We start from the raw sequence: 13424 nt of genomic DNA, 5'->3' as shown, positions 1-13424 counted from the left end.
CGAGCGTCGCGACCAAAACACACTCAGGAGAACAAAAATCAAACAGCAAAGAACAACAGGCCCTAGAGGTGAGCACAACATTCAAGGAGAAGGTATTTATGAAAAGGTCAATAATCTCTACTATCATTGCTAGTGCTTTGTTAAGCGCCTGTGGAGGGAGTTCTGATAACAATGACAATGATGTAATCGGTGGCCAAGGAAGCTTTACTGTAGAAACATCAACAGCATTTACCACCCAAGAAGATACAACCTACACGCTTGCGGTTAGCCCAAAGTCCGCACCAAGTGGAAACGACACATTAACGGTTGAAGTAATACAGTCACCCGCTCTTGGCACGCTCACCAGTAGTGGCTTGAGCCTAAGTTATCAACCAGCACCAAACAAAAATGGCACAGACAGCTTCACTTACAAATTTAAAAAAGGTGGGGTATTAAGTAATGAAGTTACCGTCGATATCACTGTCGAAGCGATTAACGACGCTCCCACTATTTCAGGAACCCCCTCACCCGCAACTATCAAACTTAACGACAGCTATCATTTCACCCCAACAGTTGAAGATGTTGACGGTGAAACCAGTGCACATCAATTCGAAATTATCAATAAACCTAGCTGGGCGGAATTTGATACAACAACCGGTGAGCTAAGTGGAGAGCCTGCTAATATTGAACAACTTGGTAACTATCAGCAAATTGTTATATCCGTACTGGATGGCGAACATAGCGTATCGCTGCCCCCTTTTAACATAGAGGTTGTATCTCAACCATGGCAAGCTTTTGTAGAGATCCCAAACGATCTAGGTAGTCACTTACAGTCTGCGACACTTGAAAAGGAAATCATCATTGCAAGTCATGCAGCATCACTTTCTTCCTCAATGAGCTGCGCAAATGCACCTTTAAGCGCACCTGAGATCCACTCACTTGCAACCACAAACACGGATTGGCAAGCGTTACCTTCTGCAAACGAGTCTCGCTACTATTATCAAGCTCAAGTATCAAACAATAAGTTGTTCCTCTTCGGTGGAACAGAGGCCTGCCCAAGCACCTCCGCCCCAAAGGAAACAATGGAGATCTTTGATTTTAGTACACAACAATGGACATCAATTGCAGCGCCCAAATTTGCCCCTTTTGCAAATAATGTTCTAGCGAGTTGTGCAAACGATGACACGATTGTTGCGTTCACCCAACAAGCTAACACCACGTATGCTTATCAGCTGGCCACCGCTGATACAACGTGGTCTCACAAACCGGCGTCACTAGCAAATCTATCGATTACTGACTGCCAATTTATCGGAAACGAATTATTTATAACGGCTAACAATGCTCAAGAGCAACAAGCTCACTTAATTCAGTATCAACTCTCAAGCGCTCAAATACTCTTAAATGAGCAGGTACCGGCTGAGCTCTTCGGGCGCTACTATACGCTGACGCATAATGAGCAAAACATTCAGCTTCATAGCGCAGCACACGTTTTGAATTACGATACTCAAACTATGCAGTGGAGTAACCTAGCAAGCAATCCAAGTGCTACGGATCAACAAGGCTCTGAAACTTACTACTTGCGTGACTTTAAAATGGAATCAGTTGATCAGAAGCAGTACCAAATCGGAGGTGCATTTACGACCCAAATGACAAGTCAAATATTTGTTTTTGATCCCGCACTGGAAGAGTAACTATTTGACGAAGGGGGTACTTGCAGTTCAAGTTTATTTCGCAAGTATCACCAGCAAGCAATACGGGGGGGGGAGAGCTACTGAGCTCCCACTCTTTTCTCTTTCGTAACAAGTGCCTTTAAATAATCACCGTATGTTGTTTTTGCTAAAAGTTTTGATTGTTTTTCAAGGCTCTCAAGAGTTAGCCAACCTTTGTTCCAAGCTATTTCTTCTAAACATGCGACCATTAGCCCTTGCCGACGTTCAATGGTCTGTACAAAGTGACTCGCTTCTAGCATGCTGTCGTGTGTCCCAGTGTCTAGCCAAGCAAAACCACGTCCGAGTACACTGACTTGTAATTGACCGCGCTCTAAGTATGCTCGATTGATACAAGTAATCTCTAGTTCTCCACGTGATGACGGTTTTACTGTTTTAGCGATATCTACAACTTGATTGTCATAAAAATACAGTCCTGTCACCGCAAAGTTTGACTTTGGCTGGCTGGGCTTTTCTTCTATTGATGTTACTTTACCCGCTTCGTCAAATTCGACAACACCAAAACGCTCAGGATCGGCCACTGGATAACCAAATACCATTGCTCCGTGAGTCAATTGAGCTGCATTATTCAGGTATGGAGAAAACGCCTGACCGTAAAAAATATTATCTCCTAATACCAAGCAAACAGAATCATTCCCGATAAATGTCTCTGCAATTACAAAAGCCTGAGCAAGCCCCTCTGGTTTTTCTTGAACCGCATACTCTAATTTGACACCAAATTGCGCACCATCACCTAATAAATTTTTAAATAACTGCTGTTCTTGTGCCGTTGTGATCACTAAAATATCCCTAATACCAGCCAACATCAACACTGATAATGGGTAGTAAATCATTGGTTTATTGTATATTGGCAACAATTGCTTTGAGACCCCTTGAGTTACTGGGTATAAACGAGTACCACTCCCTCCTGCTAGAATAATTCCTTTCACAACTTCTCTCCTACCTCAAAGTCTTTAAGATACCATTGAATGGTTTGCAACAGCCCTTGCTCAAATTGATATTCTGGATACCAACCAAGTTCTTGTTGAATTTTTGTATTATCTATAGCGTAGCGAGTGTCATGCCCAGCTCTATCATCCACAAAGCGAATTAACTTAGCAAAGCCATGTCCGCCAGCGGCTATTGCGATTGGGTGATTTGGCACCAGTAACTCTAGGTGGTGACATATCATCGATACCAGTTCAATATTTCTTATTTCATTCTTACCACCAATATTAAAGGTAGTTCTTGGAGCAGCACGTTCTAACACGGTACACAGTGCGCTAGCATGATCGTCTACGTGTAGCCAATCCCGCACTTGTGTACCATCACCATACACTGGTAGTTCTTTTCCCTGTAATGCGTTGCGTATCATTAGCGGAATGAGCTTTTCCGGGTGCTGGTAAGGTCCATAATTATTAGAGCAATTAGTGATGACATATGGGAGTCCATAGGTTCTTCCCCACGCCCTTACTAAGTGATCGCTACTGGCTTTAGAAGCGGCATAAGGGGAGCTTGGTTGGTATTTGTGGTCTTCCGTAAATGGCGCTGCATTCTCATCTAAATCACCATATACTTCATCCGTTGAAATATGGTGAAACCTAAAATGACTTTGCGCTTCTTTTGTCAAAGAAGTGTAGTATAAACGAGACACTTCTAACAATTGATAAGTACCAACAATGTTAGTCTCAATAAATTCAGCTGGCCCGCTAATAGAGCGGTCTACGTGACTTTCTGCGGCTAAATGAAGAATATGTGACGGCTCAAAAGATAATACCGCTTGTGCCAAGGCTTCACGCTCACATATATCCAACTGAATAAATTGATAGTTTGGCTCTTCAGAAAATGCATCTAGTGCTGCTTTGTTGGATGCATATGTAAGCTTATCAATATTGAGCACCTGAGCATTAGTATTAGCTAGTACATGCCTGATCACAGCACTACCAATAAAACCAGCACCTCCAGTTACCATAACTTTGGCTTGATCTAGTTTCTTATATTTATTTGCCATTGTTACTTCCCATGCACCTTTTCATAGACTGGCTTTTGTTTGTTCAGTAAGCCACTTAACTTGCCCAACTGACGTTGTAATAGCAACCAATACTTCATTCTACTTCTTGAGTTTAAGGAGAGTACACTACCAAAAGCACCAACTAAAGTTGCGACTAGTATTTTCACAATCTCACTCAATAAATTAGAGCGATGATGCAATAAGATTATTCGCATATCCGCAGCTCCGATACGAAATGCACGTTCCTGCGCCCAGCGCTTGGTTACTCTAGCGCCATCAAATAGTTCATGTGAAATAGCTGAGTGTGCGCTGGCAAACTTTATGCCTTGTGCTTTCAGACGAGTAAAGTACTCCTTGTCACCACCACCATATACAGAATAAAAGGGATCAAACCGTTGCTGACCAAAACCAAAATACACACACTTATGCAATAGTACGCTGGCGGAGCTTTCTAACAGTGGTATCTCCTGGGAAAGGCTTGCCTGCTCAGGAAAGTAGATAGCCAACGCTTTAGTCCAGCTCGGTGGTTCACCTTCAAATTCAGCAAGCGCGTTGCCACCTACTACCTCACATCCTGTTTTGAAATGTGTCTCGAGCAAAGCATTCAGCCACTTAGACTCAACCCACTCATCATCATCAACCATAACTAGAAAATCAGCTTCATAGTCTAAAAAGGCAATGTCGAGTAAGGCATTTCTAACAAAAGAAATACCACGTTGTGATACATCAATTGATGCTAAAGGCAATGGATAACTGTCAGATACTTTGGCAACTAGCTTAGCACCAGCCCTATGTTGTTGATCGTTCTCTGCAACCACAACTGATAATTCGATATTCGAGCGTTCAAGCTTGGTAATAGATTCCAGAAGCTTACTTAGCCCTTGAGGGCGTTTATAGGTAGGAATACCAATAATAACTTTTGACCGAGGACTTTCTCCAAAGCTTAAACTCATGCCTTACTTCTTCCTTAACACAGTAAAATACCCCATAGGCATAACGGATTGGGTTCTTTGCATAATTTTTTGACCCAATCGAGTTCGAGCTAGCGCGATAGCAGCGCTCTGAATTAACCAACATACCGGCTTTCCTAAGATGGGAAGTTTATTAAAAAACTTACTTAAGACATCAGCAGCTACCTCAAGTGCCCCGCCCACCTCATTGAGTACGACCACTTCCAGACCAGCCTCATTCGCCATCCTCTCTATCGCAAAGCGCGTATAACGATAGTAATCATGAGGCTGCTCATGAAGCCAGTACATAAAAGGGGTATTGAATATAAATGTACCACTTGGTGTGAGCACACGAGCTACTTCTCGTATTGTCATTTGAGGTTCAAGCAGGTGCTCAAGCACATCAGAACTTAAAACAGTATCAAATGTTTCAGTTGCAAAAGGCAGCGGCTGATTTAAATCACAAAGTTCATCCACATAGGAGCTTTGATGCAGTGATTCCCCCCAATCCACACAAGTCGCTTGACTAACATAACTTGAATAAGCTTGGTAAAAAGGCACTTTTCCGCACCCTAGATCAAGTAAAGAACCAGTAGCAAAGTCACTTAGATAGCGGTTATATTGCATAGCAACCAGCTCAACAGCTAACCTAGATGACAAACTAACTTGTTGCAGGTCTTTATTTGCTCTTAGCTCACCATTCTTATAAACAAACTTACTTGGTGTCCAGGACTCACTGTTTCTCATATTGATTTACTGTTGTCTTGTCAATGAAGTGGTGGACTTGGATTTTAGCAAAGTTATAAGTAAAACCAAGCCAGCTAACGTAGCCAAAGCATAAATTACTAAAGCAAAGAAATCAGATACGAATAAGTAATGCTGAATTAACAAACTCATAAGCAAAGCCAGCATAGTGATCATCAGTCCTGGTAGTAGAGATTTAATAAACTCAAAGATACCTTTATTTGTGAAAGGGGTAACCAGAATAAACCAATGCACTACCAATACAGCCCCCTGCAAAATAGCCAATGCCAACGCTAGTTCATATAAGCCACGCGATACTATAGCGAGTATGACAACTGCTCTGAGCAAAGAGAGCACCAAGTTCCAAATAAATGAGCGCCGAACAGCACCTGATGCTTGTAAAAGTGGACCACATGGATTGATAAGTGCCGTCGAAAGCATCGCTATTGCCATAACGGACACTAGCTGGTTATGCTCCAGCCAACTTTTTCCAAAAGCCAGGACAAGTGTCGGCTCTGCAAAGCAAGCGATACCCATGTATAAAGGTATGTTAATACAGCCAAGCGCCATCATTAATTTAATATATAAGTTTCCCTTTTGTTGCACATTGAGCTTTACCAATGATGGAAACGTCACTCGATTAACGATCGGATTAATAAACTGCAGCGCCGGTTTGGCAACAAGCTCTTTAATATAGGAGTAAACGCCCAACACCTCAGCTCCCATAACTTTGGCGACAACAAGCTGATCAAACTGTCGACTTAAAAAACTCACCACACCTTCAGCACTTTGATAGATACCATAACGCAACGGTCCTCTGAGTTTCTTTACTCGAGGTAAAGCAAATCCTAACTCATCTTTACCGTACCAGCTGGTACATAAGGCGATAAGTATCGCGTTTGTTAACTGCGCTGATAGCGCAGCTTCAATGGTTGCACCTTGTTGAAGCAGATATACTAAGGTGAATAAAGAAATGATGGCTGCAACCACTTCTATTGTCGCTAGCTGTTTAAACGCGAGTCGCTTTTGTAATATTGCAGTAGGCTGCGCTGCAGCACCTCTTAAAAGCAATAGTGAGCCAATCCAAAGATGATAATCAGCAAGGTTCGAAATATTAAAGAATGCCTCAATAACAGGCAGCAAAAATAGGATTGATGCTGCCATAACAGCAACTAAAAGCAAGCCCAGCACATATAGCTGGCATTTTACTTGTTTGTCTAGCTTGTCAAAATAAATTAACGCGTTAGAAATCCCGGCATCACTCAGTAGCTGAGAAATACTGACCAGTAATGTAACAAAAGCGACTAAACCAAGTTCACCTAAAGACAAGTATCTAGCTAATAAAATAAATATAACAAACTGTATACCAGCCTTTACCAACGTAGCAGCGGCCGACCACGATACACCTTGGGCAAAAAGCTTAATGTTAGCCATTAGAGTCAACCAGCATAGCAGCCCATTTTGGGCCAAGAGCCGCTTCGGTGAAAGTATCGGCCATCAATTGCTGATTTCTCTCCATCGGCTGTGTGATTAGTTGAGCCAACTCTGCATTAGTTAGCTTTGAGAATTTATTAATATCACCCAGCGAAAACCCCTGTTTAGTTAAATCGCTATAACTACTCGTACACGTATCTAAAAATATAGGCTTCCCCTGCAAGAGCATTGCGTAAACAACATATAACCCTTGTTGGCGTTGATGGGCAAACAAGCTCAAATCTACTTTACAAAGTAAATGGTCGTACTCTGGTTTTGACATGATAGTTGTAATCGGTATGAAACATTGACCTAACCTTTTCTGAGCATAGGTAATGACTTCTTGGATATACTCTTTTGTTCCCGCATAATTGAGTGGCATATAAACTTCAAATTCAGGTAAATCAGCATTTGCAACATGGTCAATCAATTGCTTGTGGTTATTTGCAGGATCGGCAGAATTACCAAGTAAGATCTTTAATTTCTCGCTCTGCTCATTCGCTAAAGTTAAACCGAAGTCAATTAGAGGATAAGGTAAAATATCGACTTTTCGTTTTAGCTTCATATAATTTTTAACAATTTCAGCATCACCAGAGTTAAGCGTGATAACGCATTGAGCCCTACTTAATAGTAGCCGATGAGCAGACCAGTTAAGATAGCCTTTTAAGCCCTGCACATTTTTATTGCGATAAATTTCCGCTCCCCACAATACACAGGTAGTTCGGCTTAGCATACGGCTTAACGCTAGGTTACGAATTAGCACAGGAGAAAATAGACCATGAAATACTAATCTAGTATCACTAGGTTGCGCACCTAGCGCTTGATACAGATCCTTTTCACACGAAAAAAATAAAATGTCCTTATCTTTATTCGTATTGCTCCCCAACACCCAAAAAGATTGTTCACTCTCTATGTAGCGTAAATAAAACTCAACCATCGGTTTATAGTGATGAGGCGTATCTGAGAAGATATGTATTAACATTGACCTTTGAACGCTTTTTCTTTTTCAAGAAGTGCTCTACTGCGACTTTTAACAAAACGAGCTGGTGAGCCTGCCACTATTTTAAATTCGTCCACAGAGCGAGTCACTAAGCTTTGTGCACCAACCGCCACCCCCTCTTTGAGCGTAACGCCTGGTAACACAATGGCACCTGCACCAATAATGCAATGTTTGCCAAGATAAACCGGCTTACTAGTCACATTGGTGAAAGCCTCATCTACCGTAGGATTTGTCATCCACTCGCCACTGTAGTCATCACTACTTGAATAAATCGTTACTCTCGCAGACAGTCCCGCATAGTCCTCTAAGATGATAGCTGAGTCACCAATGAGTGATGAGTATGCGCCTATATGTATATAGTTGCCTAACCTGATCCCTTCCGAGCCTGCCGATAGAATACAAAAATCGTCTATGCGTACATTATCACCGAGCGATATTCTCTCAATGCCAAATAAAGAAGCCTTTCTAGATACCAAACAATTATCGCCGACGGCGTTAATCCCTAATTCTATCAACTCAGCTTTGCTATAGTGTTGTTTGTGCACCATCTACTTCTCGAAATTTATTTAGTAAAACAATAATGTTATCACAGATATTATCTATGTCTTTCAACCGCAGCTCATAATACATGGGCAAACATAAGATCGTTCGTGAAATCGATTTTGAACAAGGTAAGTCTCTATACTCAGTGTATAGCTTAAGTTCATTGAGATCAGGGAAGAAATAACGACGTGTTTGAATGCCGATACTTTCTAGGTGTTCACGCACATACAACAACTCGTGTTCGCTATTAAATAGTACAGAAAAGTAGGAGCCGTTCGTGCTCGTATTAGATTTCCAATGCTGGAAGTTGAGTAAACCTTTGAGACGGTATTTATAACGATTAAATAGCTCGACTCGATGCGCGAGAATATCGTCAATATGATTAAACACACATAAGCCCATTGCAGCGTGCATTTCGCTCATTTTTGCATTCGTGCCAATGAGCACTGGAATTTGCTGCTCATTTTGCCCAAAGTTTATTATTTTCTGTGCTTTTTCTAGGTCGCTACGATGTTTAAAGATAACCGCTCCCCCTTCTACAGTATGGAATAGCTTTGTTGCATGGAGACTAAGGGTTGCACAGTCACCGTACTTTAACAAAGACTCACCTTTGTATTTACTCGCAAAGCAGTGCGCGGCATCGTAAATGACTTTTAGTTGGTATTGCTCGGCTATACTGTCTATTGCTTCTACATCACAGGGATTTGCAAATACATGCACAGGCACTAAAGCATCGGCCCACTCTAGATCCGCGCTATCTAATTTGCTTGGGTCTAAATTAAATGTATTGGGGCAAATATCACTGAAGCGGGTTGCAATATTTTGCATACGTAGCGAGCCCAAGGTGGCGGCAAACGTAAACGGTGTTGTAATGGCTTTTGTGATCCCCATGACTTGATAAGCAATGTGCAGCGCCATCGTGCCATTCGCCACAAGCAGGATATGCTCAACCCCTAAATACGCTTTTAGCTTTTCGACTAACTCAGCTTCACATGGGCCCTTGTTAGTCAGCCTATTTCTCGCAAAGATCTCTGTGATTTGTTTTTGGTATAAATCTAATTCAGGTAGGAAGGGCTGTACTATGGGGTATTTCACTCGGCACTCTACATGTTTGCAATACTGCCAAGCAGTTTACCGAATGGCTTAATAGATAGAAAGTACAAAGTTTTTATACTTTTTATTTTGTATAACGATAAAGCGCATAAAAGTAAAAAGCGAGCCTCAGCTCGCTTTTTAGACTAGCTAAAAGTTAAATTAGTTAACTTTAACGTGGTCTTGTACGTCTTTATTGTAGTAAAGCGCGCTTACTTCGATGTTAGCAGCTGGAGCATTAGTAGTAACGCGGATACCAGCAACACCTGTGATCTCGTTTTCTTTAGCAAGTGCGTCAACAGCAGCTGTTACATTAGTTACAGCGTACTTAGCAGCAGTACCAACTTTCTTAGTAGCTACCATCTTACCGCCAGAGTATAGCTCAACCATGATGTCACCTTCAACAGTACCGTTGTTAGTTACCATGATTGCACGTGAGTATACGTCTGAGAAAGGCATGATTTCAACAAACTCAGAGTCACCATTTAGCTTCCATGAAGAGGCAACTGAGCCAGAAACTAGAGCTGATGACTTAGTAGTACCTTCTAGTACATTCACGTCAAGAGTGAAATCTTGAGGAGCTGTAAGTGCTACACGCTTGTCAGCAGCTGGTAATTCAAAGTTGATTGTGTAAGTACCAGCAACTAAAGCAGCACCAGTTTTGCCTGTTGCAGATTTAGCATCAGCAGCAATCTTAAGTTCGTCTGCAGCAGCAGCGTTGTCTTTAACTGTTACCTTGCTAACACCAGTGAAGTCGCCTTTAAGGGTTAATTCAACATTGTCATCAGCAATTGTAGCGATGTCAGTAGCATTTTCAGCAACAACAAAAGAAGGTGCTGGGATTTGTTCTACACCACCAGTTTTCTCGAAACCTTTGCGCAATTGAGCAACGTCAACTGTACCATCAGCTTTTGAGAATGAAGTAACAGAAAACTGCTTAGTACCTACGAAAAGGTCCGCAGAGTCAGTGTTACCTGTGCCTGTTGCTGTATCGATAGTAATACCAGTAGATGTTTTCGCTACAGTTGTTACTGTTACTTTAGCTTTGTCTGCTAAATCAGGAAGCTTAACTAAAACTTCGTTGCTGTTGTTACCTGTTGCTTCAAGGTTATAAACTAAACCTTCAGTTGAAACGCTTCCGCTGTTATCAGCGTCATTTGTCTCAGTAACACGGAAAACTAATTCCGTCTTCGAAGAGTTGATTAGACCCCAAGTAACAGTGTCACCAGCGTTACCTTGCTTTGTAAGTCTGTAACCAGTGTCAGCAAACTCTGCACCACCAGTTAGAGTTAGAGTTACCGTATCGCCAGCTGTATACTGAGCATTTAAGTTAAGAGCTACAGTAGGTGCATTTGCAGTGATAGCAGCAGAAGTAGCAACCGCGCCTTCAACAGATAGTTTTTGAGCAGTACCTGCAGTTGTGTTTACAGCCATAGCTGAAGTTGCAGCAGTTGTAAGCGCTACTGCTAGTAGAGATTTTTTGAACATGTTTTCCATTCTCCAAAGTTTCATGAAACAAGAACAATGCGTGTTCCCATTTTTCTTATATTTGATCATTCAATTAGGCCGTCACCCAAGTGACATCCGATCAAATCCATGCTTAGTCTAACCATTGTCTCTGCATTGTCAAGCAGTTAACTTTGCAAATACTAAGCGTTAATACAAATAACATAGCACAGCCCAAAAGACCACAAAAAAAACATCTAAAAATCAAAAGGATAAGATTATAAAACCAAACAAACTGTTGTTTTTTTGGGCGTTTTCAATTGTAAAAAAAAGTATAAAACCCAGATTTACTGTATGCTATTGAATAAGATAAGCAACTTTTTTGTCAGTTTTATGACTATATTAGCGCAATCTACTTCATCTAGTTAGATTTATTATTATTAAAATCTAAACTGCTTAGATTCTTTTTAAATGCATCCATCACGCCTTGCCACTGCTCAGATGCCTCAACCACTCTTGGTGTCACCATTACAACAAGTTCGGTTTTGGTATTGGTGTCCTTTTTACCGTCAAACAGCCTGCCAAGAACCGGAAGATCCGAGAAGAAAGGCACGCCAGTATTCGTTAGGCTATTGTTTTGACTGATCAAACCACCAAGCATAATGGTTTGGCCATCAGCTGCTATCACCTCAGTTTTAATATTGCGGGTAAAAATTGTCGGTTGATTATCCGCGGCCTTATCACCTGATGCTTGATTACTGATCTCTTGCTCAATTTCCATCAAAATAACACCTTGCGCATTGACGGTTGGAGTTACATTTAAATCAATACCTGTTTTACGATACACCACAGAAGCGCGAGAACCATTTACTGGATCGGTTATAATATCACCTGCAGTTGGGATTTCATCTCCCACAGCAATATTTGCCTCAACCCCATCACGTACAGCAATAGTTGGTCTTGAGAGCACATTAACGTTTTGGTTTTTCTCAAATAGCTGAATGTCTAGCTTACCCGTTAACCCTTCTAATACGTAGTTAAGCCCGGTTTCTGTATTTCCAGTAAAATTGTAGTAACCCGTTCTCGCGGCACGATTATTAGCCAGTGCAAATTTAACCCCTTGACTAAACTCGTCCGTCAGTGTGACTTCTGCGATAAGTACTTCAAGCACAACTTGCTTTGGCATCACATCCAAACGCTTCACTAAGGGAAGTAAGCTGCGATATTCCGAACCAGATGTGTGAAAAATAATGGCATTGGAGCGCTCATCCACTACCATACGAAGGTCTTCGTTATTCACGCTCACATTGGTACTTCGAGGTGTTGATTCGCGCTGCTCTTTTGCCTCTGACGTTGCCGAAGTAGAACGACTAACAGCAGAACTATTTCCGCCGCCCAACAAGTTTTGCAAACTTTGGCCTAAATCCACGGCTCGAGCAAACTCGGGCTCAAAAATAAAGTATTGCTTCTCGTTGCCATCAGCTGGCTGATCGAGTTGCTGCGACCAAAACTCAACGCGCTGTAAAAAAGCCTCATTATTGGTGAAGAAGACCAAACTATTAGTCCGCTCAATAGCAACCATGCTAACCGCTTGCTCTGTAGAGCCTGAACTATTACTGCTTATGCCTTCTTGCTTTAACAGCTCGCCAAGTTTTTTACTCAACTCTTTTGCAGGCATAAACACTGATTTATACATACCAATATGACGGTCTCTGAACGCAGGCTTATCCATCATTTGCATAAATTCAAGGGCTCTGATCACCTCGGCACGCTTACCTTTGAACATAATGGCATGCTGGTCAAAAAGAGGCTGCGCATCTACGTTTGTCATCTGCCTAATGGTATTCGCAAGTGGCGTTTGCATGCCACTGGTAAATGGCGCAATCTGTATTATGCTATTGGCGGTGTTAGGTACATCTTCGACTTTGTTACCATAGCCATACACCACGTTTCCACCGGCAGCATTCTCAGAGGGATGGATATAAAAAATATCATCCTGCTCGCGAATAATAATACCGCGTTCGGTCAACAAGTCTTGGCTGATAGAAAATAAACGGCGCTTGCTTAGCTGCTCTTTAAGATTAATTGTTATTGCGTCGTCACTGTTGGTGATTGCATCCCCAATGATGTAATTAACGCCAAGTAAATCGCCAAATACATAATGCAAATAATCCTTAACTTTGAGGCTATCCGCAGTCAGCTTTACTTGCTCGTTATCACTAAACTGTTGCGCTAAGTTTGGTTGGCTGGTTTGTGTTACTTTACCATCAGGTAATGCAGGTAAATATACCAAGCCGCTCGATTGCGTCTGCGGACGCGCTTTTTCGTCGTGTGACGACAAGTCGTTGTTGACTGTTTTGCCTTTACTCTCTTTTTCTAAGTACGAGCCGTTGACTGCAACTGAGTTAGGTACTGAACTACATGCCGACAGTCCCGCTGTGACAATAAAACCGAGTAAGATTTTCTGTGCTTGTTTCATA

At 41.8% G+C, this 13424-nt stretch carries 11 protein-coding genes; 1 reads left to right on the top strand and 10 read right to left on the bottom strand.

Translation table 11 applies throughout. The features are described 5' to 3' along the window. Positions 1-98 precede the first annotated feature (98 nt). On the top strand, positions 99-1670 hold the full coding sequence (locus CWC03_RS14550; protein ID WP_138582500.1) for an Ig-like domain-containing protein: 1572 nt from the start codon (positions 99-101) through the stop codon (positions 1668-1670). Positions 1671-1747: 77 nt separating this feature from the next. Here the strand turns inward: CWC03_RS14550 and rfbA are convergent, their stop codons facing one another. From rfbA to CWC03_RS14500, 10 genes are all read right to left on the bottom strand, one after another. Then, positions 1748-2635, bottom strand: coding sequence for a glucose-1-phosphate thymidylyltransferase RfbA (gene rfbA, locus CWC03_RS14545; RefSeq protein ID WP_138582499.1), 888 nt, complete (start codon positions 2633-2635; stop codon positions 1748-1750). Continuing rightward, positions 2632-3696, bottom strand: coding sequence for a dTDP-glucose 4,6-dehydratase (gene rfbB / locus CWC03_RS14540; RefSeq protein WP_138582498.1), 1065 nt, complete (start codon positions 3694-3696; stop codon positions 2632-2634). The genes rfbA and rfbB overlap by 4 nt, the downstream gene beginning before the upstream one ends. Positions 3697-3698: 2 nt before the next feature. Next, positions 3699-4649 (bottom strand): glycosyltransferase family A protein, encoded by a 951-nt coding sequence (locus CWC03_RS14535; protein WP_138582497.1) that lies wholly within the window; start codon positions 4647-4649, stop codon positions 3699-3701. A 3-nt stretch (positions 4650-4652) separates the two neighbouring features. Continuing rightward, positions 4653-5393, bottom strand: coding sequence for a class I SAM-dependent methyltransferase (locus CWC03_RS14530; protein ID WP_138582496.1), 741 nt, complete (start codon positions 5391-5393; stop codon positions 4653-4655). Between the two features lie 6 nt (positions 5394-5399). Further along, positions 5400-6824: an oligosaccharide flippase family protein gene (locus CWC03_RS14525; protein ID WP_138582495.1), complete on the bottom strand. Its 1425-nt coding sequence runs from the start codon at positions 6822-6824 to the stop codon at positions 5400-5402. Next, the gene (locus tag CWC03_RS14520; RefSeq protein ID WP_138582494.1) at positions 6817-7845 is read right to left on the bottom strand and encodes a TDP-N-acetylfucosamine:lipid II N-acetylfucosaminyltransferase family protein; all 1029 of its coding nucleotides are present in this window, start codon (positions 7843-7845) and stop codon (positions 6817-6819) included. Before CWC03_RS14520 ends, CWC03_RS14525 begins: the two co-directional genes overlap by 8 nt. Next, complete coding sequence (locus CWC03_RS14515; RefSeq protein WP_138582493.1) at positions 7839-8411, bottom strand: acyltransferase; 573 nt, start codon at positions 8409-8411, stop codon at positions 7839-7841. The genes CWC03_RS14520 and CWC03_RS14515 overlap by 7 nt, the downstream gene beginning before the upstream one ends. Further along, on the bottom strand, positions 8389-9501 hold the full coding sequence (locus CWC03_RS14510; RefSeq protein ID WP_138582492.1) for a DegT/DnrJ/EryC1/StrS family aminotransferase: 1113 nt from the start codon (positions 9499-9501) through the stop codon (positions 8389-8391). The genes CWC03_RS14515 and CWC03_RS14510 overlap by 23 nt, the downstream gene beginning before the upstream one ends. A 159-nt stretch (positions 9502-9660) precedes the next feature. Further along, positions 9661-10986 carry a Slr4 family S-layer protein gene (locus CWC03_RS14505; RefSeq protein ID WP_138582491.1) on the bottom strand — a complete coding sequence of 442 codons (1326 nt, stop codon included), beginning with the start codon at positions 10984-10986 and terminating at the stop codon, positions 9661-9663. A 379-nt stretch (positions 10987-11365) separates the two neighbouring features. After that, complete coding sequence (locus CWC03_RS14500; protein WP_138582490.1) at positions 11366-13423, bottom strand: secretin GspD/PilQ domain-containing protein; 2058 nt, start codon at positions 13421-13423, stop codon at positions 11366-11368. Between the last annotated feature and the right edge of the window lies 1 nt (position 13424).

The organism is Pseudoalteromonas sp. S2755, assembly GCF_005886535.1.
GTDB lineage: Bacteria > Pseudomonadota > Gammaproteobacteria > Enterobacterales > Alteromonadaceae > Pseudoalteromonas.
Note: the sequence above shows the minus strand (reverse complement) of the source record. Positions and strands in the feature narration are given on the sequence as shown.